The organism is Nocardioides sp. SRI_004, from assembly GCF_057586415.1.
This window is the reverse complement of sequence record NZ_JBYCZV010000008.1, coordinates 23,827-43,074: the sequence shown is the minus strand read 5'-3', so window position 1 is coordinate 43,074 and position 19,248 is coordinate 23,827. Positions and strand designations below refer to the sequence as shown.

Genomic DNA, 19,248 nt, shown 5'->3' with positions numbered 1-19,248 from the left:
CGAAGCCGACGCTCCTCAACCTCCTCGGCACTCACTCGGCCCTCGCAGGCTCGGTCCGAGTGGCCTCGGACATGGGGATCCGCACGCCCCGCTCGGCGGCGACCTCGACGGCGCGGTCGTAGCCGGCGTCGACGTGGCGGATGACGCCCATGCCCGGGTCGTTGGTCAGCACGGCCTCGATCTTCGCAGCCGCGAGCTCGGTGCCGTCGGCGACGCACACCTGGCCGGAGTGGATCGAGCGACCCATGCCGACGCCGCCGCCGTGGTGGAGCGAGACCCAGGTGGCGCCCGAGGCGACCGCGGTCATGGCGTTGAGCAGCGGCCAGTCAGCGATCGCGTCGGACCCGTCGAGCATGGCCTCGGTCTCGCGGTAGGGCGAGGCGACCGAGCCGCAGTCGAGGTGGTCGCGGCCGATCACGATCGGGGCCTTGAGCTCGCCCCTCCTGACCATCTCGTTGAACTTCAGGCCGGCCAGGTGGCGCTCCTTGTAGCCGAGCCAGCAGATCCGCGCCGGCAGGCCCTGGTAGTGGACCCGCTCCTGCGCCATGCCGATCCACTTGTGGAGCCGCTCGTTGTCCGGGAAGAGCTCGAGGATCGCCTTGTCGGTCGCGGCGATGTCGGCCGGGTCGCCGGACAGCGCGGCCCAGCGGAAGGGGCCCTTGCCCTCGCAGAACAACGGCCGGATGTACGCCGGCACGAAGCCCGGGAACTCGAACGCGCGGTCGTAGCCACCCTTGCGGGCCTCGTCGCGGATCGAGTTGCCGTAGTCGAAGACCTCGGCGCCAGCGTCCTGGAACTCCACCATCGCCCGCACGTGCGCGGCCATGGAGGCCTGGGCCTCCTTGGTGAAGCCGGCCGGGTCGGCCTCCGCGCGCTGGTGCCACTCCTCGAAGGGCACGCCCACGGGCAGGTAGGACAGCGGGTCGTGGGCCGACGTCTGGTCGGTCACGATGTCGATCGGCGCCTTCATCTCAAGCAGCCTCGGGAAGATCTCCGCGGCGTTGCCGAGCAGGCCGATCGACAGGCCGCGGCGCTCGTCGCGCGCCTGGACGGCCAGCTCGAGGGCGTGCTCCAGCGAGTCGGCCTGGACGTCGAGGTAGCGGTGCTCGATGCGGCGGGTGATCCGGCTCTGGTCGACGTCGACGCAGATCGCGACGCCGTCGTTCATGGTGACGGCGAGCGGCTGGGCGCCGCCCATGCCGCCGAGGCCGGCGGTGAGCGTGATGGTGCCCGCGAGGGTGCCGCCGAAGCGCTTGTCCGCGACGGCGGCGAAGGTCTCGAAGGTGCCCTGCAGGATGCCCTGGGTGCCGATGTAGATCCACGAGCCGGCCGTCATCTGGCCGTACATCGTCAGGCCCATCTCCTCCAGGCGCCGGAACTCCTCCCAGTTCGCCCAGTCGCCGACCAGGTTGGAGTTGGCGATGAGGACGCGCGGGGCCCACTTGTTGGTCTTCCACACGCCGACCGGCTTGCCGCTCTGGACCAGCATCGTCTCGTCGTCCTCGAGGTCGCGCAGGGTGCGCACGAGGGCGTCGTAGGCCTCCCAGCTGCGGGCGGCCTTGCCCGTGCCGCCGTACACGACGAGGTCCTCGGGACGCTCGGCGTTCTCGGGGTCGAGGTTGTTCATCAGCATCCGCAGCGGGGCCTCGGTCTGCCACGACTTCGCGGTCAGCTCGGTGCCGGTGGCGGCGTGGATGGGCAGGCGGGGGTTGGTCTGGCTGGACGAGGTGGTCATGCGAGTTCTCCGATCACGTTCGCGACGGCCGTGGTGACGGACCGGTCGACGACGAGTTGGTGGGCGGTGTCGATCTCGGGGGCGAGGAAGCGGTCGGTGCCGGGGCCTCCGACGCCGTGGTCGCGCAGCAGCGCCACGACGGCGCCGGTGGCGGGGCTGGGCTCGAGCGGCGCGCGCAGGTTGAGCGCCCGCGCGGCGGTCATCAGCTCGATGGCGAGGACGCGGGACAGGCCGTCGACCGCGCGTCGCAGCTTGCGGGCGGACGACCAGCCCATCGAGACGTGGTCCTCCTGCATCGCGCTGCTCGGGATGGAGTCGACCGAGGCCGGGTTGGCGAGGCGCTTGAGCTCGGAGACGATCGCGGCCTGGGTGTACTGCGCGATCATCAGGCCCGAGTCCACACCCGGGTCGTCGGCGAGGAACGGCGGCAGGCCGTGGTTGCGGGCCTTGTCGAGGAAGCGGTCGGTACGACGCTCGGCGATCGACGCGAGGTCGGCGGTGACGATCGCGAGGAAGTCGAGCACGTAGGCCACCGGCGCACCGTGGAAGTTGCCGTTGGACTCCACCCGGCCCTCGTCCGCGAGGACGACCGGGTTGTCGACGGCGGAGGCGAGCTCGCGCGCGGCCACCGAAGCCGCGTGGGCGACGGTGTCGCGCACGCCGCCGTGGACCTGTGGCGAGCAGCGCAGCGAGTAGGCGTCCTGGACCCGGTTGCAGTCGGGGCCGCGGTGCGACGCGACGACGCCGGAGTCGCGCAGCAGCGCGGTCAGGTTGGCCGCGGAGAGCGCCTGGCCGGGGTGCGGGCGGATGGCCTGCAGCTCGGGGGCGAAGACCCGGTCGGTGCCGAGCTGGCCCTCGACCGACATGGCGGCCGAGATGTCGGCGACCTTGAGCAGGTCGGTCAGGTCGTGGATCGCGAGCACCAGCATGCCGAGCATGCCGTCGGTGCCGTTGATGAGGGCGAGGCCCTCCTTCTCGTGGAGCTCGACCGGCGCGAGGCCGGCGGCGGCGAGCGCCGTGGCGGCGTCGGTGAGCTCGCCGTCGGCGGTGCGGACCGGGCCCTCGCCCATGAGGGCGAGCGCACAGTGCGCGAGGGGCGCCAGGTCGCCCGAGCACCCGAGCGAGCCGTACTCGTGGACGACCGGCGTGATCCCGTGGGTGAGCAGCGCGGCGAGCAGCTCGGCGGTCTCCCGTCGTACGCCGGTGCGGCCGGTCGCGAGGGTCGAGAGCCGCAGCAGCATCAGGCCACGTACGACCTCGCGCTCCACCTCGGGGCCGCTGCCGGCGGCGTGCGAGCGGACCAGCGAGCGCTGCAGCTGGGCGCGCAGCTCGGGGGCGATGTGGCGGGTCGCCAGCGCGCCGAACCCGGTCGAGACGCCGTAGTGCGGCGTCGCCGACGCCGCCAGGTCCTCGATGACCGCGCGGGCCTTGTCGATCGCCGCCAGCGCCTCGTCGCTGAGCACCACGCCGGCACCGCCCCGGGCGACTGCCACCACATCCTCGAACGAGACCGCTCCGGTCCCGACCGTCACCATTTCCATGGCTCGATTCCACCGTTCGGGGCTGGCGCGCGCCAGAGCCTCGCGCCATGATGGGTCTCGGATACGAGACATATCGGAGGGGTCGACGATGGCTCAGGTGCCGGCCGCGACGCGCACGCTGCGCGTGCTGCGCTACCTCGCCGCCCAGCCGGAGCCGGTCTCCGTGGAGCGGATCGCCCGCGACCTCGCGATCCCCCGCTCGACGACGTACCACCTCCTGCAGGCCATGGCCGAGGAGGGATTCGTCGTGCACCTCGCCGACGACCGCCGCTTCGGGCTGGGCGTCGCGGCCTTCGAGGTCGGCAGCGGCTACACCCGGCAGGCGCCGCTGCAGCGGATCGCCCGGCGGCCGCTGGCCGCGCTCGTGGACCGGACCGGGCACAGCGCCCACCTCGCGGTGCCGCACGGACGCGACGTCCTGTACGTCGTCGAGGAGCGTGCTCCCGGCCGGCCGCCGCTCGTCACCGACGTCGGCGTCCGCCTCCCCTCGCACCTGACCGCCAGCGGACGGGCGATCCTCGCCCAGCTGCCGCCCAACCAGGTGCGCGCGCTCTACCCCGACCGCGAGGCCTTCGTCGACCGCACCGGCGTCGGGCCCGGGTCCCCCACCGCCCTCCGGGCGGTCCTGTCCGAGACGCGACGGCGCGGGCACGCCGTCGAGGACGGCGAGATCACGCCGGGGATGGCCAGCGTCGCCGCCGCGGTCCTCGACCACAACGGCCTGCCCGTCGCGGGCGTCGCCATCACCTATCCCGTGGACGACGGCCAGCGGGTCGATCGCGACCGGCTGGCCGCGGCCGTCGTGGACACCGCGGCCGCGCTCGGCCGGCGCCTCCACGGGCGGTAGCGACTGGTCGGCCACGCAACTACCGAACTCGTCGTCAACGAGGCTGGATCACGACGATTCCGGTAGTTGCGTGGCCAACCCACGGTGCGACCACCAGGCGAGGACCTCGCGGGAGCCCCGGTACGCCGCCGTCATGACGCGGGCCGTCTCGAGAAGGAGCTCCGGCCGGTCGGCACCCGCAGCCCGTTGGGCCCGTTGCGCGAGCCCGGCGCCCTCCTCCCAAGCCGTGCCGTCGACCGGCAGCGGCAGCGCGGCCAGCTGGCGTGCGCTCACCTTCACCGAGCCGGGCGTCAGGCCGGTGCCGAGATAGCGGGCCGCGGCGTGCGCGACGACCGGCGGCGCGAGGGTGACGGCGAGCAGGCGCCACAGGTCGGCCGGGTCGTGCGGTACGACGCTCAGCACCGGCACCGACGGCAGCCAGGCGCCGGCCTCGTCGACGACCGCTTCGACCACCCGGCCCTGGGCGGCCACCAGGAGCTTGGGCACGAGGCGGGCGTCGGCCCAGCCGGCGAGCCGGCCGTCGGCGCGCAGCGCGGCGAGGTCGACCGACGGGACGTCGTACGGCTGGCGGGCGAAGCGGGTCGGGGCGCTCCCCCAGCGCAGCTCGGCGGGGTCGATCAGCCCGCTGGTGACCAGGGGCGTGCCCGCCGGGTCGTCGTGGACGAAGGGCACGAGTCCGTAGTACTGGTCGCGGAAGTCGGCGGTGCAGGTCGCCAGGTCGCCGACGACACCCGACCCGGCAGGGAGGTGCGCGTCGGGGATCCCGAAGGACGGAGCGGCGAGGGCGCCCCAGTCGTCGGGGTCGGTGGCCGGTCCCGCGCCGACCCGCACGACCGGGACGCAGGTGAGCACGGGGGTGCCGTCGAAGACCGGCCGCGGCGAGCACCAGAAGTCGGTGATCGCGCCGCGCTCGGCGACAGCGGCGCGCACGGGCCCGGCGTCGCGCGCGGCGAGGACCGACAGCGGCTGCACGAGCGCGACCACACCGTCGTCGCCGACGAGGTCGAGGCAGCGGTGCAGGAACACCGCACTGGTGTCGGTGTAGGCACCCAGGCCCCGACGGCTGCCCTCCGACTGTCGGGCGGTACGACGACGGAGCTGGCCGAGGAACGGCGGGTTGCCCACGACCGCGGCGAACCTCCGGCCGGCCCAGGCCTCGAGGCCGTCGGCGACGACCACCTGCGCCGCGATCTGCTCCGGCGGGACCGAGGGATCCTCCGCCGCGAGCCGCTCGCGCGCGATCGCCACGGCCTCGGCGTCGAGATCCGAGCCGTGGACCGCCGCGACGCCCACGCGACGGGCGGCGGCGACGAGGAAGTGCCCGGCGCCGCAGGCCGGGTCGAGCACGGGCGCGCCCGCGGGCAGGCCGGCGAGCGCGCGGTCGAGCACCCACTCCACCAGCTCCGGCGGGGTGTAGAAGGCGCCGCGGCGGCGTCGCTCCTCCCGCTGCACGGCGAGGCCCTGCTCGTGGGCACGGGCCGCGGCGGCCGTGCGCTCGCGCGGGTCGGCGCGCGCCGACTGGTCCCCGCCCTGCATGATCGCAAAGGTAGGGCACACCTGTTATAGTCACTTTGACTACAACATCGAGGAGCAGCGATGGAACGCACCGGACTACTCACCGACCGCTACGAGCTCACCATGCTGGACTCGTTCGTCCGCGACGGGAGTGTCGACCGGCCGGCCGTGTTCGAGGCCTTCGCCCGCCGCCTGCCCGACGGTCGGCGCTACGGGATGCTCGGCGGGCTCGGCCGCCTGCTCGACGCGATCGAGGCGTTCACCTTCGACGACGACGACGTCCGGTGGCTGCAGGAGGAGGGCGTGGTCAGCGAGCAGACCGCCGCCTGGCTGCGCGACTTCCGCTTCCGCGGCGACGTCGACGGCTACCGCGAGGGCGACCTCTACTTCCCCGGGAGCCCGGTCCTCGCCGTCACCGGCACGCTCGGCGAGTGCCTGCTGCTCGAGACGATCGTGCTCAGCATCCTCAACCACGACACTGCGATCGCCAGCGCGGCCGCCCGCATGGTCGACGCCGCGAAGGGCCGCCCGATCATCGAGATGGGCAGCCGTCGTACCCACGAGGAGGCGGCGGTCGCCACCGCACGGGCGGCGTACCTCGCGGGCTTCGGCTCGACCAGCAACCTCGCCGCCGGCCGACGGCACGGCGTCCCCACCGCCGGCACCGCAGCGCACGCGTTCACCCTCGCGCATGACACCGAGGCCGACGCCTTCCGCAGCCAGGTGGAGGCACTCGGCGCGGGTACCACCCTGCTCGTGGACACCTACGACATCGCCCAGGGCATCCGCACCGCGGTCGAGGTGGCCGGGCCGGCGCTCGGCGCCGTCCGCCTCGACTCGGGCGACCTCGCCGAGGAGTCGCACAAGGCCCGCGTCCTGCTCGACTCCCTGGGCGCGACGTCGACCCGGATCGTGGTGACCAGCGACCTCGACGAGTTCGTCATCGCCGCCCTCGCCGACGCACCCATCGACGGCTACGGCGTCGGCACCCGCGTCGCCACCGGCTCGGGCCACCCCACCGCGAGCATGGTCTACAAGCTGGTCGCCATCGCCGACGGCGACGGCGAGCCGATGCGCCCGGTCGCGAAGAAGTCGAAGGACAAGGCGTCGGTCGGGGGCCGCAAGCACCCCTACCGCGAGTACGACGCCGGCGGGATCCTCCGCGCCGAGTGGTTCACCGGCCAGGACTCCCCCACCCCGGGTCCGGATGCGCGACCCGTGCAGGTGCCGCTCGTCCGCGGCGGCGAGGTGGTGCACCGCCCGACCCTCGACGAGGTCCGCGCCTTCGCCGCCAGCACCCTCACCAGCCTCCCGGCCGACGCACGGGGCGTCGCCGCCGGGCCGCCGTACCTGACCACCACCCTGAGAGAGGACAGCGCCATGACCGACACCAAGCGCGCACTGATCGTCGTGGACGTGCAGAACGACTTCGTCGAGGGCGGCTCGCTCGGCGTCGCCGGCGGCCGCGAGGTCGCCGGCCGGATCAGCGAGCACCTCGCGGGACACGCCGCCGACTACGCGGTCATCGCCGCGTCGCGCGACTGGCACCACGCGGGCGACAGCAACGGCGGGCACTTCCACGAGCCCGGCGAGGACCCGAACTACGTGACCACCTGGCCCGTGCACTGCGTGCAGGGCGAGGCCGGCTCGGAGTACGCACCCGAGCTCGAGACCGGCGCCGTGACGCACCACGTCGTGAAGGGGATGGGCGTGCCGGCGTACTCCGCCTTCGAGGGGGTCACCGACGCCGGCGAGCGGCTCCTCGACGTGCTGAAGGCGGCCGGGGTGACCGAGGTCGACGTCACCGGCATCGCGACCGACTACTGCGTGCGGGCCACCGCGCTCGACGCCCGCGAGGCCGGCTTCGGGGTCCGGCTGCTCGCCGGGCTGCACGCCGGCGTCGCGCCCGAGTCGTCGGCGGCCGCCCTCGACGAGCTGGCCACGGCGGGCGTGGAGGTGCAGCGATGAGCAAGACGTCGACGGAGCACCCGCCCTTCGCAGTGGCGGTGGACCTCGCGATCTTCACCATCCGCGACGGCTCCCTGGCCGTGTTGCTGGTCGAGCGTGGCGAGGAGCCGTTCGCGGGCTCGTGGGCCCTGCCCGGCGGCTTCGTCGAGCCGGACGAGGACGCCGAGCAGGCCGCGTGGCGCGAGCTGCGCGAGGAGACCGGGGTCGACCGCTTCCCCGGCCACCTCGAGCAGCTGCGCACCTACTCCGCGCCGGACCGCGACCCGCGGATGCGGGTCGTCTCGGTGGCCCACGTGGCGCTCGCGCCCGACCTGCCCGAGCCGCAGGCCGGCACCGACGCAGCCGACGCCCGCTGGTGGGTGGTCGACGACCTCCTGGAGGGCGAGGACGGCCCGACCCTCGCGTTCGATCACCGCCAGATCCTCGTCGACGCCCGCGAGCGGGTGCGCGCCAAGCTGGAGTACACGACGCTGGCCACCGAGTTCGTCGCCGAGCCCTTCACGCTCCCCGAGCTGCGCCGTGTGTACGCCGCCGTCTGGGGCACTCCCCCGGACCTGGGCAACTTCCGCCGCAAGGTCCTCGGCACGGAGGGCTTCGTCGTCCCGACCGACGCCCGCGGCGAGGCGACCGAGGCCGGCGGCCGTCCGGCGCTGCTCTACCGGCGCGGGCCGGCGACCGTCGTCCAGCCTCCGATGGCACGGGGCTGAACCTTCCTCAACCCAACGGTTGACAAAGCACGACAGCCGGCGTTTACTCAACCGCATGGTTGAACAAGACGACCAGCTGTCGCGGGTCTTCGGCGCCCTCGCCGACCCGACCCGGCGTGACATGGTGGCCCGCCTGGCCGCCGGTGACGCGACCGTGAGCGAGCTCGCGGCGCCGTACGACGTGTCCCTCCAGGCCGTCTCCAAGCACCTCAAGGTGCTCGAGGAGGCCGGCCTGGTGCGGCGCAGTCGTGACGCGCAGCGGCGGCCGGTGCACCTGGATGCGGAGGTGTTCGACCTCATGACGAAGTGGATCGAGCGGTACCAGCAGCAGGCCGAGGAGCGCTACCAGCGCCTCGACCAGGTCCTCGCCCGGATGCAGGGCAAGGACTCCGACATCAGCCAGAGCACCGGCGAGCAGCAGCGAGGAGCAGCAGGATGAGCACCATGACCACCCCCTCCCCCGGCACCACCATCGAGGCCGACCCCGACGTCCCGACCGTCCGGATCGTGCGCGAGTTCGACGCCCCGCGCGAGCTCGTCTACCGCGCGCACGTCGAGCCCGAGCTCGTGAAGCAGTGGCTGGGCCCGCACTCGATCGGCATGGACATCGACGTCTGGGACATCCGCACCGGCGGCGAGTACCGCTACACCGCCACCCGCGACGGCGAGGAGATCGCCCACTTCTACGGGTCGGTGCACCGGGTCGACCCGAACGAGAAGATCGTGCAGACCTTCGGCTTCGAGGAGATGCCCGACGCGGTCAGCCTCGACACGCTGTTCTTCCACGAGCTCCCCGGCGGCCGAACCCGCCTCGAGGCGCTCTCGGTGGTCTACGACTTCGAGTCGCGCGCCGGCATGCTGGCCAGCGGCATGGAGGTCGGCGTCAACGAGGGGTACGACGCCCTCGACGCCCTGCTCGCGCGGCTGACCGGAGCGGAGCAGTGATCCCGGAGGGCGCGGCGGAGGAGCACCGCAGCATCGCGGGCACCTTCGGCGAGAAGGTGCGCGGGGTGGGCGACTGGGACGCGCCGACCCCGGTCGCGCAGTGGCGGGCCCGCGACGTCGTACGCCACCTGGTCGAGTGGTTCCCGGCCTTCCTCGCGGACGGCTCCGACATCAAGCTGGCGCCGGGACCCGACGTCGACGCCGACCCGGTGGCCGCGTGGGAGCACCACGCCGCGGCGGTCCAGGCGGTGCTCGACGACCCCGCCAACGCCGACGTCACCTTCGCCCACCCGCGGCTGCCGCAGATGCCGCTGCCCCGCGCGATCGGCGAGTTCTACACCGGCGACGTCTTCATGCACACCTGGGACCTCGCCCGCGCCACGGGCCAGGACGACACCCTCGACGCGGAGCGCTGCGAGGTGATGGTCCGCGGCATGGAGCCGCTCGACGAGATGCTGCGCCAGAGCGGCCAGTACGGCGCCCGCGTGCCGGTCCCGGACGACGCCAGCTGGCAGGACCGGCTGATCGGCTTCATCGGCCGCGACCCGGGCTGGACGCCCTGAGCGATATCCGGTCGAACGATGTCGGTGGCCGGGCCTAGCCTGCTCGCATGGCGTACGACGAAGGGCTGGCCGGCCGGCTGCGCGACCTCCTCGACCAGGAGCCCGCGGTCGACGGCCACGAGCTGACCGAGAAGAAGATGTTCGGCGGGCTCGCCTTCCTCGTCGGCGGCAACATGGCGGTCGCCGCCAGCGGCCAGGGCGGGATCCTGGTCCGGGTCGACCCCGCCGAGGGCGACGAGCTCGTCGCGACGACCGCGGCCCACCCGATGGAGATGCGCGGCCGGTCGATGAGCGGCTGGCTCCGCGTCGACCACGACGACGTCGCCGACGACGCCACCCTGGCCACCTGGGTGCGGCGCGGCGCGTCGTACGCCGCCGGCCTCCCCGCGAAGTGAGCCGCCGCCGATGAGGAGCTTCTGGGCAGCGCTGCCCACCGAGGGCCGGTGGCTGCTGTCGACCGTCGCGATCCAGACCCTGGGCCGCGGGCTGACCCTGCCGTTCACGCTGATCTACCTGCACGAGGTGCGCGGCTTCGACCTCGGGCTGTCCGGCACGCTGATGGCGCTGATCGCGATCGTCGGCCTGCTGGTGACCGGGCCCGGCGGTGCGCTGACCGACCGCTACGGCGCCCGGGCGATCCTGATCACCGGCATCAGCGCGATGATCGTCGGCAATGTCGTCCTGGCGTTCGCCACCACGCCGCTGGTCGCCGGGATCGCGCTGGTGCTGATCGGCTTCAACTTCGGCGTCTCGTGGCCGGCGTTCAACGCCCTCATCGCCGCCGTCGTCTCGGGCGACCTGCGCCAGCAGTACTTCGGCATCAACTTCGCCCTGGTCAACCTCGGCATCGGCGTCGGCGGGATCGTCGGCGGGATCTTCGCCGACGTCGACCGCCCCGGCACCTTCACCGCGATCTTCCTGGGCGACGCGATCTCCGGACTGGTCCCGATGGCGCTCCTGCTCGGGCCGCTGCGCCACGTCCACGGTCGCGCAACGGCGCCCGACGACGGCGACGAGGCGCCCGCCGTCTGCTATCTCTCGATCCTGCGCCAGCCGGCCGTGCGGTGGCTGACGGCGCTGACCTTCGTCGCGATGTTCATCGGCTACGGCCAGCTCGAGGCGGGCCTGCCCGGCTTCGCCCGGCAGGCGGCCGAGGTCTCGACCCGCACGGTGGGTCTCGCGTTCGCGGTCAACACGGCGGTGATCGTGCTGCTGCAGTTCACCGTGCTCAACCGGATCAGCGGTCGCCTCCGCACCCGCGTCATGGTGGTGATGGCCGTGATCTGGGCCGGGGCGTGGGGACTGCTCGGCCTCGCCGGTGCCGTCCCCGGCGGCGCCGTCGCCGTCGCGGGGGTGCTCGGCTTCATGGCCGTCTTCGCCCTCGGCGAGACGCTCCTGCAGCCGACCGTCCCGGCGATGAGCAACGACCTCGCCGCCGACCACACCCGCGGGCGCTACAACGCGATCAGCGCCGCCGCCTTCCAGGCGGGCGCCATCGCCGGACCGGTCGTCGCGGGCTTCCTGCTCGACCACGACCTGTGGTCGGCGTACGTCGTGCTGATGGTGGTCGGCTGCGTCGCGATCGCCGCCATGGCGCTGGTGCTCGAGCGGCACGTTCCCGAGACGGCCAACGGCCGGAGCCCGGAGGCCCCGGCCGAGGTCGCGTCCTAGCGTCCTACAGGGCTCCGGTGCCGCCGAGCGACGGGAAGACGGCGGGGTCGTCGACGGCGAACTCGAGGACCAGCCGCTGCAGGCCGGTGGTGGGGTCGACGGCGACCACCCGCTGCGGGCCGACGTCCTGCGCCACGACGACGACCTCGTCGCCGCTCCAGCCCACGGGCGTGAGGAAGAACGCGTCGTCGACCGTGATCGGGGTCCGCTTCCCGCTCGCGACGTCGTAGACCGACACGAGCCCGGAGGCCGGCGCCTGGTAGGCCATCAGGCCGCTGTTGCGCCACGCCACCGTGGTGCTGACCGGGACCTCGCCGCTCTCCTGGACCGCCCCGCTGTCCGACGCGACGCCGAGCTTCGCGGTTCGCTCGCTGCCGCGTCGCAGCACGATCCCGCCGGGGCTGAGGCCCGCGAACCGGAGCTCGCCCGTGCGCAGGGTGACCACGTCACCCGCGGTGGTGCGCATCCGCTGGGTCGCGCCGTCCTGCCAGTAGAGGCGGCCCTCGCCGTCGAAGCCCCACAGCCACGGGTCCTCCCCCGAGGGCTGGTCGGCGAGCGGGATCGTGTCGACGACGGCGCCGCTGGCGACGTCCCAGATGCGCACCGACGTGGTCGCGTCGCTGCCGACGGGAGCCGCGGCGAGAGCACCGTTCCCGGTGACCGTGGCCCCGAAGACGCCGTCCAGGAAGGGCAGGTCCTCGAGCCGGTCCCCGACCAGACGCTGCCAGGAGACCCCGCCGCCGTCCTCGTCGACGCTGGTGACCAGCAGCTGGGACCCGGTGACCTGCAGGGCGCTCGCCGTGGTCGGGATCGTCAGGTCGCCGGCGTGCAGCTCGCCGTCCAGCAGGTAGGGCACCGAGATCCCGTGCGGGAGCTCCGGGTCCTTCGTCGGCGGCGCCGGGTCGTCGCCCCGGTTCGCCAGACCGATCGGTACGGCGACCGCCGCCACCGCCGCGGCCGCGGCCAGGCCGAGGGCGAGCGTGCGCCGCCGGGTCCAGCGCGGGTCGGCGGCAGGGGTGGCGAACAGGTCCATCGGCACCGGCGGCACGTCCGCCTGCGCGGCGCGCTCCTCGAAGAGCGCGATCAGGTCTCGCTCGAGCTGGTCGGTCATCACGACACCTCCTCGGTGTGGTTCTGGGGTACGACGGCGCGGAGGTTGCGCAGGGCCAGGGACGCCTGCGACTTCACGGTGCCGGCGGAGACGCCGAGCACGGTGGCGATCTCCGCCTCCGAGAGGTCCTCGTAGTAACGCAGGACGAGCACGGCCCGCTGCCGGGGCGGCAGCTGCTGGACCCGGTCCCACAGGTCGAGGCGCGTGGTCGCGTCAGCGGCGGGGTCCGCCACCGGCGCCGGGACCGGCACCAGGTGCGCCTTCCCGGCGCGGCGGCCGGCCTTGCGCCGCTCGCCGAGCAGCTCGTTGAGCAGCATCCGGCGGACGTACGCGTCGGGCGAGTCGGCCCGTCGTACCCGCGACCACTGCGCCATGACCTTGAGCATCGTGGCCTGCAGCAGGTCCTCGGCGACGGCAGGGTCGCCGGTGACCAGGTGGGCGGTCCGGTAGAGCGCGGCCCATCGCGCCGTGACGTACTCCTCGAAGGAGCGCCAGCCTGGGTCCGAAGTCGTCATCGTCCCCTCCTCTCACCCCTTCCGATGTCACGAGGTGGGTGTGGGGTTGGGCTCCTCGGCTGCGGATCCGACGGGCTCCGGCGGGTCCACCGGCTCGGCGAACCACAGCGTCCGGTGCGTCCAGTCGCCCGGACCGAGCCGCTTGCCCGAGCACACCACGATGACGACCTGCGGTGGGCCGTCCTTCGCCGCCCACCCCGGGTAGCCCTCCTCGACCGGCACCTCCACCCGCTCGCCGACCCGGTAGCAGGCGAAGGCACCGTCGTCGCCCTCGAGCCGCAGCGCGTCGCCGACCTGCAGGCCGTCGAGCAGCCGGTTGCCCATCGCGGAGCCGTCGGGCCAGGTGTGCGTGTTGAGCAGCACGTGTCCCTCGGGCGAGCCGGGCTCGACCCCGCCGAGGTCCCAGGCGAAGTTCTGGTTGTCCGCGTGCGGCAGCACGCCGACCACGCCCTGGGCGTCGCGCGGGACGCCGATCACCGCCGCCTTCCGTACGACGCCCGGCACGGTCAGCCGGGTCGGCACGAAGCCGACGCGGGCCTGCCCCTCGCAGGGTCCGGGCTCCTCGGTCGGGGTCGGGGACGGCGTCGGGGTGAGCGTCGGCACCGGCTCGGGCGCAGCGGCGGGCGGCGCCTCGTCCCGTCCGAGCCACCAGGCGAGCAGGGCGACCACCAGCACGGTGACGACGCCACCCGCCACTGCCGCCGCCCGCCTCCTGCTCACGCCACCATTGTGACCGCGATGTCGGTGGCGTGCGCGAGGATGGCCGATGTGACCCCTGATCCGCTGGCTGACTTCAGCGAGCCGACCCGGACCTGGTTCCGGGCCGCGTTCGCGGAGCCGACCGCTGCCCAGGCCGGCGCCTGGGACGCGGTGCGCCGCGGGCGGCACACCCTCGTCGTCGCTCCGACCGGCTCCGGCAAGACGCTCAGCGCCTTCCTCGCCGGGATCGACCGGCTCCTGACCACGCCCGCGCCCGCCGACAGGCTCCACCGCACCCGGGTCCTCTACGTGTCGCCGCTCAAGGCGCTGGCCGTCGACGTGGAGCGCAACCTCCGTGCCCCGCTGACCGGCATCCGCCAGACCGCGGAGCGCCTCGGTGGCGCGGCGCTGCCCGAGGTGACCGTCGGCATCCGGTCCGGCGACACGGCGGCGGGCGACCGCCGCAAGCTCGCCACCCGGCCGCCGGACGTGCTGATCACGACGCCCGAGTCCCTCTTCCTCATCCTGACCAGCCAGGCCCGCGAGACCCTGCGCGGCATCGAGACGGTCATCGTCGACGAGGTGCACGCGGTGGCCGGCACCAAGCGCGGCGCCCACCTCGCGGTCAGCCTCGAGCGACTCGACGCGCTGCTGCCGAAGCCGGCGCAGCGGATCGGCCTGTCCGCGACCGTGCGGCCGACCGAGGAGGTCGCCCGCTTCCTCGGTGGCGCCGCCCCTGTCGAGATCGTCTCGCCGCCGGCGCACAAGGAGTGGGACCTGCGGGTCGAGGTCCCGGTCGAGGACATGACCGAGCTCGGGCAGGTCGTCGAGGACGACGACCCGACCGCACCGCCCGCCCGAGCCAGCATCTGGCCCCATGTCGAGCAGCGCGTGGCCGAGCTGATCGGCGAGCACCAGTCGACGATCGTCTTCACCAACGGGCGGCGTACGGCGGAGCGGCTGACCGCCCGGCTCAACGAGATCGCGGCCGAGGTCACCACCGAGGGCATCACCCCGCCCGCGCAGGTGATGGCCCAGTCCGGTGCTGCGGCCGGGGCGCCGCCGGTGCTCGCCCGCACGCACCACGGGTCGGTGTCGAAGGAGCAGCGGGCGATCGTCGAGGACGACCTCAAGTCCGGTCGGCTGCCGGCCGTCGTCGCCACCAGCAGCCTCGAGCTCGGCATCGACATGGGCGCCGTCGACCTGGTCCTGCAGATCGCCTCGCCGCCGAGCGTGGCCAGCGCCCTGCAGCGGGTCGGGCGCGCCGGCCACCAGGTCGGCGAGACCTCGCGGGGCGTGTTCTTCCCGCAGCACCGCGGCGACCTCGCTCCTGCCGCCGTGGCGGTGGCCCGGATGCGCACCGGCGGCATCGAGGAGCTGCGCGTCCCGGCCAACCCGCTCGACGTGCTCGCCCAGCAGGTCGTCGCGGCGACGGCCGTCGAGGAGTGGGACGTCGACGAGCTCTTCGACGTCGTCCGCCGCAGCGCCCCCTACGCCCACCTCCCCCGGTCCGCGTACGACGCCGTCCTCGACCTGCTCGCCGGTCGCTACCCGAGCGACGAGTTCGCCGAGCTCCGCCCACGGGTGACGTGGGACCGCGTGACCGGGCGGGTCTCCGGACGCCCCGGGGCGCAGCGGCTGGCCGTCACCAGCGGCGGGACCATCCCCGACCGCGGGCTCTACGGCGTCTTCCTGGCCGGCGAGGGCGGCGGCCGGCGGGTCGGCGAGCTCGACGAGGAGATGGTCTACGAGAGCCGCGTCGGCGACGTGTTCGCGCTCGGCGCGACCAGCTGGCGGATCGAGGACATCACCCGCGACCAGGTCATCGTCACCCCCGCCCCGGGCGTCCCCGGCCGGCTGCCGTTCTGGAAGGGCGACACGGCCGGGCGGCCGACGGAGCTCGGCGAGGCCATCGGCGCCTTCACCCGCGAGCTCGCCGCCCTGCCCGACGAGGTCGCCGAGGCCCGCGCCCGCGAGGTCGGGCTCGACGACAACGCCGCGACCAACCTGGTGACCTACCTGCGCGAGCAGGTCGAGGCGACCCGCGTGCTGCCCAGTGACGCCACCGTCCTCGTCGAGCGCTTCCGCGACGAGCTCGGCGACTGGCGGATCGCGGTCCACTCCCCCTACGGCACGGCCGTGCACGCGCCCTGGGCGCTGGCGATCAACGCCCGCCTGCGCGAGCGCTTCGGCATCGACGGGCAGGCGATGGCCTCCGACGACGGCATCGTGATCCGCATCCCCGACACCGATGCCGAGCCGCCCGGAGCCGACCTGATCGCCTTCGAGCCCGACGAGATCGAGGAGATCGTCACCCGCGAGGTCGGCGGGTCGGCCCTCTTCGCCGCCCGCTTCCGCGAGTGCGCCGCCCGGGCGCTGCTGCTCCCCCGCCGCGACCCCGGCCGCCGCTCGCCGCTGTGGCAGCAGCGCCAGCGCGCCGCCGCGCTGCTCGAGGTCGCCGCCCGCTACCCGTCCTTCCCGATCGTGCTCGAGACGGTCCGCGAGGTCCTCAACGACGTCTACGACCTGCCGGGCCTGACCACGCTGCTGCGCCGCGTCGAGCAGCGCGCCGTCACGGTCACCGAGGTGGAGACGACCCAGCCGTCGCCGTACGCGCGCACGCTGATGTTCGGCTATGTCGCCCAGTTCGTCTACGAGGGCGACTCCCCGCTCGCCGAGCGGCGCGCCGCGGCGCTCACCCTCGACCAGGGGCTGCTCGCCGAGCTCCTCGGCCGGGCCGAGCTGCGCGAGCTGCTCGACCCCGACGTGCTCGCCGAGGTCGAGGCCGAGCTGCAGCGCACCGTCCCCGACCGCCGCGCGCGCGATGCCGAGGGCGTGGCCGACCTGCTGCGGCTGCTCGGCCCGCTCACCCTCGACGAGGTCGCGGCCCGCTCCCGCGACGAGGCCCCGGTCGCCGACTGGCTGGCCGACCTGGCGACCGCCCGTCGCGTGGTGCCCGTCCGGATGGCGTACGGCGACGCGTGGGCCGCGGTCGAGGACGTCGCCCGCCTGCGCGACGGCCTGGGCGTCCCCGTCCCGCCGGGCACGCCCGCCGTCTTCACCGAGCCCGTCGACGACCCGCTCTCCGACCTGGTCAGTCGCTACGCCCGCACGCACGGACCCTTCACCGCCGACCAGGTGGCGACGCGCCTCGGCCTCGGGATCGCGGTCGTGCGACACACCCTGCAGCGGCTGGAGGCGCAGGGCCGGGTGCTGTCGGGCGAGTTCCGTCCGGTCGGCGCCGGGGAGGAGTGGTGCGACGTCGAGGTGCTGCGTCGCCTCCGTCGTCGCTCCCTGGCCCGCCTGCGCCACGAGATCGAGCCGGTCGAGCCCGCGACCCTGGCCAGGTTCACCGCCGCCTGGCACGAGATCACCACGGCCCGCGGTCCCCGCGGCGCCGACGGCCTGCTGCGCACGATCGAGCAGCTCGCCGGTGCGGCCGTGCCCGCCAGCGGGCTGGAGTCGCTGGTGCTCCCCGCGCGGGTGCGCGACTACGAGCCGGCGCTGCTCGACGAGCTCACCGCCACCGGCGAGGTCCTGTGGGCCGGCCACGGCGCGCTGCCCGGCAGCGACGGCTGGATCTCGCTGCACCTCGCCGACCAGGCCCACCTGACCCTCCCCGAGCCCGGCCCCGTCGAGGAGCCGCTGCAGCAGCGGGTGCTCGACGTGCTGGCGCCGGGCGGTGCGTGGTTCTTCCGGCAGGTGGCCGACCAGGTCGCCCGGGCCTGCCTGGACGCCGGCGACACTCCGCCGCTCGACGACGCCGTCAGCGCCGCGTTGTGGGGCCTGGTGTGGAGCGGCCACCTCACCAACGACACCCTCACGCCCCTGCGCGCGCTGACCCGCAGCGGCCGCGGCGCCCACCGCACCCGGCGTGCGCCCGCACGACCGGGCCGGGTCGCCCGCACGGGCCCGCCGGAGACCGCCGGGCGCTGGGCCGTGCTGCCGACGGTCGACCGCGACCCGACCCGCCGCGCCCACGCCTTCGCCGAGCAGCTGCTCGAGCGCCACGGCGTGGTGACCCGCGGCGCCGTCGTCAACGAGCGGGTCCCCGGCGGCTTCGCGGCGGTCTACAAGGTGCTCAGCGCGTTCGAGGAGTCCGGACGCTGCCGCCGCGGCTACTTCGTCGAGGGCCTCGGCGCCGCCCAGTTCGGCACCGCCGGAGCCGTCGACCGGCTCAGGACCTTCACGTCCGTGGACGACGAGAAGCCGGTCGCCGTGGCGCTGGCCGCCACCGACCCCGCCAACCCCTACGGCGCCGCGCTCCCCTGGCCGCAGGCCGCCCGCGGCGAGGACGAGAGCGCCGGGCACCGCCCCGGGCGCAAGGCGGGGGCCCTGGTCGTGCTCGTCGACGGGGTGCTCGTGCTCTACGTCGAGCGCGGCGGCCGCACCCTGCTCACGTGGACCGAGGAGCCCGCCCTGCTCGAGCCCGCCGCCGAGGCCCTGTCGACGGCCGTACGCCGCGGCACGCTCGGGCAGCTGACCGTCGAGAAGGCCGACGGCGCCGCCCTGCTCGGCAGCGGCAGCCCCCTGCGCGAGGCGCTGTCGGCGGCCGGCTTCGTGGCCACACCCCGAGGGCTCAGGATCCGTGCCTGAGGGAGATGCCGTTCGTCGTACCGCCGACCGGCTGGACCGCGCGCTCGCCGGGCAGGTGCTGACCAGCACCGACTTCCGGGTCCCCCAGCTGGCGACGACCGACCTCGCCGGCGCGACGGTCGAGCGCACCGCGACCCACGGCAAGCACCTCCTGACCCGGCTGACCACCCCTGCGGGCGAGCGGTTGACGCTGCACACCCACCTCAAGATGGAGGGCAGCTGGCGGACCGCCGCGGTCGGCGAGCGACGCCCCGGGCCGGCAGCCGACGCGCGGGTCGTGCTGGAGACGGACCGCGTCGTGGCGGTCGGTCTCCGGCTCGGCTTGGTGGAGCTCCTCGCGACCGCGGACGAGCACACCGTCGTCGGCCACCTCGGCCCCGACCTGCTCGGCCCGTGGAGCAGCGACGACCGGGCCGAGGCGGTCGCCCGGCTCGTCGCGCGACCCGACCGGGTGCTCGGCGAGGCGCTGCTCGACCAGACGGTCGTGGCGGGCATCGGCACGATCTGGCTGGCCGAGTCCTGCTTCGTCGCCGGGATGTGCCCGGTCGGCCCGGTGTCGGCCGTCCGCGACCCCGGGCGCTTCCTGGACCGGGCGCGCCAGATGCTCCAGTCCGCGATGCGGACCGGCCGGCCGCTCACCACCGGCGACCGGCGCAACCCGGTCTGGGCCTACCGGCGCCACCGCCAGCCGTGCCTGCGCTGCCGCACCCCGCTCGAGGCGGGGACCGTCGGGGAGCCCGGCCGCGAGCGCACGACGTACTGGTGCCCGCACTGCCAGCCCCGCCCGTGACCCGCATCTCAACGAACGTGCGGAACGTCCCACCCCGGGTCGTTC

The 19,248-nt window shown here is 74.4% G+C and carries 16 protein-coding genes and 1 pseudogene; 11 read left to right on the top strand and 6 right to left on the bottom strand.

Annotated elements, in window-relative coordinates; translation table 11 throughout:
* Positions 1–31 precede the first annotated feature (31 nt).
* Both hutU and hutH read right to left on the bottom strand, forming a co-directional pair.
* The gene (hutU, locus tag AC2YHB_RS12475) at positions 32–1,735 is read right to left on the bottom strand and encodes a urocanate hydratase (RefSeq protein ID WP_179651770.1); all 1,704 of its coding nucleotides are present in this window, start codon (positions 1,733–1,735) and stop codon (positions 32–34) included.
* Positions 1,732–3,276, bottom strand: a complete 1,545-nt coding sequence (gene hutH / locus AC2YHB_RS12470; protein WP_036544879.1) for a histidine ammonia-lyase — start codon at positions 3,274–3,276, stop codon at positions 1,732–1,734. Before hutH ends, hutU begins: the two co-directional genes overlap by 4 nt.
* Before the next feature lie 88 nt (positions 3,277–3,364).
* On the opposite strand from hutH, the gene AC2YHB_RS12465 reads away from it, so the two are divergent.
* Positions 3,365–4,123 (top strand): IclR family transcriptional regulator, encoded by a 759-nt coding sequence (locus AC2YHB_RS12465; protein WP_179651771.1) that lies wholly within the window; start codon positions 3,365–3,367, stop codon positions 4,121–4,123.
* Positions 4,124–4,171: 48 nt separating this feature from the next.
* Here the strand turns inward: AC2YHB_RS12465 and AC2YHB_RS12460 are convergent, their stop codons facing one another.
* Positions 4,172–5,659, bottom strand: coding sequence for an N-6 DNA methylase (locus tag AC2YHB_RS12460; protein ID WP_179651772.1), 1,488 nt, complete (start codon positions 5,657–5,659; stop codon positions 4,172–4,174).
* 60 nt (positions 5,660–5,719) lie between these two features.
* Here AC2YHB_RS12460 and AC2YHB_RS12455 point away from each other — a divergent pair.
* From AC2YHB_RS12455 to AC2YHB_RS12420, 8 genes and pseudogenes are all read left to right on the top strand, one after another.
* Positions 5,720–7,003 (top strand): annotated as a pseudogene (locus AC2YHB_RS12455) (nicotinate phosphoribosyltransferase); the annotation flags it as partial.
* A gap of 15 nt (positions 7,004–7,018) precedes the next feature.
* A complete protein-coding gene (locus AC2YHB_RS12450; RefSeq protein ID WP_179652635.1) occupies positions 7,019–7,606 on the top strand; it encodes an isochorismatase family protein in 588 nt (195 codons plus the stop codon).
* On the top strand, positions 7,603–8,313 hold the full coding sequence (locus tag AC2YHB_RS12445; protein ID WP_036544873.1) for an NUDIX hydrolase: 711 nt from the start codon (positions 7,603–7,605) through the stop codon (positions 8,311–8,313). The genes AC2YHB_RS12450 and AC2YHB_RS12445 overlap by 4 nt, the downstream gene beginning before the upstream one ends.
* 55 nt (positions 8,314–8,368) lie before the next feature.
* On the top strand, positions 8,369–8,752 hold the full coding sequence (locus AC2YHB_RS12440; protein ID WP_179651773.1) for an ArsR/SmtB family transcription factor: 384 nt from the start codon (positions 8,369–8,371) through the stop codon (positions 8,750–8,752).
* On the top strand, positions 8,749–9,258 hold the full coding sequence (locus AC2YHB_RS12435) for an SRPBCC family protein (protein WP_257026978.1): 510 nt from the start codon (positions 8,749–8,751) through the stop codon (positions 9,256–9,258). Before AC2YHB_RS12440 ends, AC2YHB_RS12435 begins: the two co-directional genes overlap by 4 nt.
* Positions 9,255–9,821 carry a TIGR03086 family metal-binding protein gene (locus AC2YHB_RS12430; RefSeq protein ID WP_179651774.1) on the top strand — a complete coding sequence of 189 codons (567 nt, stop codon included), beginning with the start codon at positions 9,255–9,257 and terminating at the stop codon, positions 9,819–9,821. Before AC2YHB_RS12435 ends, AC2YHB_RS12430 begins: the two co-directional genes overlap by 4 nt.
* Before the next feature lie 47 nt (positions 9,822–9,868).
* The gene (locus AC2YHB_RS12425) at positions 9,869–10,216 is read left to right on the top strand and encodes a TfoX/Sxy family protein (protein WP_036544869.1); all 348 of its coding nucleotides are present in this window, start codon (positions 9,869–9,871) and stop codon (positions 10,214–10,216) included.
* Between the two features lie 10 nt (positions 10,217–10,226).
* Positions 10,227–11,492 carry an MFS transporter gene (locus tag AC2YHB_RS12420; RefSeq protein WP_179651775.1) on the top strand — a complete coding sequence of 422 codons (1,266 nt, stop codon included), beginning with the start codon at positions 10,227–10,229 and terminating at the stop codon, positions 11,490–11,492.
* Positions 11,493–11,496: 4 nt separating this feature from the next.
* On the opposite strand, the gene AC2YHB_RS12415 is transcribed toward AC2YHB_RS12420, so the two are convergent.
* Genes AC2YHB_RS12415 through AC2YHB_RS12405 form a run of 3 tightly spaced genes read right to left on the bottom strand, consistent with a single transcriptional unit; the run spans position 11,497 to position 13,838 of the window.
* A complete protein-coding gene (locus AC2YHB_RS12415; protein WP_179651776.1) occupies positions 11,497–12,603 on the bottom strand; it encodes a PQQ-binding-like beta-propeller repeat protein in 1,107 nt (368 codons plus the stop codon).
* Positions 12,603–13,118 carry a SigE family RNA polymerase sigma factor gene (locus AC2YHB_RS12410; protein WP_036544863.1) on the bottom strand — a complete coding sequence of 172 codons (516 nt, stop codon included), beginning with the start codon at positions 13,116–13,118 and terminating at the stop codon, positions 12,603–12,605. Before AC2YHB_RS12410 ends, AC2YHB_RS12415 begins: the two co-directional genes overlap by 1 nt.
* A 27-nt stretch (positions 13,119–13,145) precedes the next feature.
* On the bottom strand, positions 13,146–13,838 hold the full coding sequence (locus tag AC2YHB_RS12405) for a class F sortase (RefSeq protein ID WP_179651777.1): 693 nt from the start codon (positions 13,836–13,838) through the stop codon (positions 13,146–13,148).
* Positions 13,839–13,877: 39 nt separating this feature from the next.
* Here AC2YHB_RS12405 and AC2YHB_RS12400 point away from each other — a divergent pair, with 39 nt between their 5' ends.
* Positions 13,878–18,413, top strand: coding sequence for an ATP-dependent helicase (locus tag AC2YHB_RS12400; protein WP_179651778.1), 4,536 nt, complete (start codon positions 13,878–13,880; stop codon positions 18,411–18,413).
* Positions 18,406–19,203 (top strand): DNA-formamidopyrimidine glycosylase family protein, encoded by a 798-nt coding sequence (locus AC2YHB_RS12395; RefSeq protein ID WP_179651780.1) that lies wholly within the window; start codon positions 18,406–18,408, stop codon positions 19,201–19,203. Before AC2YHB_RS12400 ends, AC2YHB_RS12395 begins: the two co-directional genes overlap by 8 nt.
* Positions 19,204–19,248: the final 45 nt, after the last annotated feature.

Bases quoted from the DNA above. Each gene is read 5' to 3' on its own strand.
- hutU (WP_179651770.1), bottom strand. From the start codon at position 1,735: ATGACCACCTCGTCCAGCCAGACCAACCCCCGCCTGCCCATCCACGCC.
- hutH (WP_036544879.1), bottom strand. From the start codon at position 3,276: ATGGAAATGGTGACGGTCGGGACCGGAGCGGTCTCGTTCGAGGATGTG.
- AC2YHB_RS12465 (WP_179651771.1), top strand. From the start codon at position 3,365: ATGGCTCAGGTGCCGGCCGCGACGCGCACGCTGCGCGTGCTGCGCTAC.
- AC2YHB_RS12460 (WP_179651772.1), bottom strand. From the start codon at position 5,659: ATGCAGGGCGGGGACCAGTCGGCGCGCGCCGACCCGCGCGAGCGCACG.
- AC2YHB_RS12450 (WP_179652635.1), top strand. From the start codon at position 7,019: ATGACCGACACCAAGCGCGCACTGATCGTCGTGGACGTGCAGAACGAC.
- AC2YHB_RS12445 (WP_036544873.1), top strand. From the start codon at position 7,603: ATGAGCAAGACGTCGACGGAGCACCCGCCCTTCGCAGTGGCGGTGGAC.
- AC2YHB_RS12440 (WP_179651773.1), top strand. From the start codon at position 8,369: ATGGTTGAACAAGACGACCAGCTGTCGCGGGTCTTCGGCGCCCTCGCC.
- AC2YHB_RS12435 (WP_257026978.1), top strand. From the start codon at position 8,749: ATGAGCACCATGACCACCCCCTCCCCCGGCACCACCATCGAGGCCGAC.
- AC2YHB_RS12425 (WP_036544869.1), top strand. From the start codon at position 9,869: ATGGCGTACGACGAAGGGCTGGCCGGCCGGCTGCGCGACCTCCTCGAC.
- AC2YHB_RS12420 (WP_179651775.1), top strand. From the start codon at position 10,227: ATGAGGAGCTTCTGGGCAGCGCTGCCCACCGAGGGCCGGTGGCTGCTG.
- AC2YHB_RS12415 (WP_179651776.1), bottom strand. From the start codon at position 12,603: ATGACCGACCAGCTCGAGCGAGACCTGATCGCGCTCTTCGAGGAGCGC.
- AC2YHB_RS12410 (WP_036544863.1), bottom strand. From the start codon at position 13,118: ATGACGACTTCGGACCCAGGCTGGCGCTCCTTCGAGGAGTACGTCACG.
- AC2YHB_RS12400 (WP_179651778.1), top strand. From the start codon at position 13,878: ATGGCCGATGTGACCCCTGATCCGCTGGCTGACTTCAGCGAGCCGACC.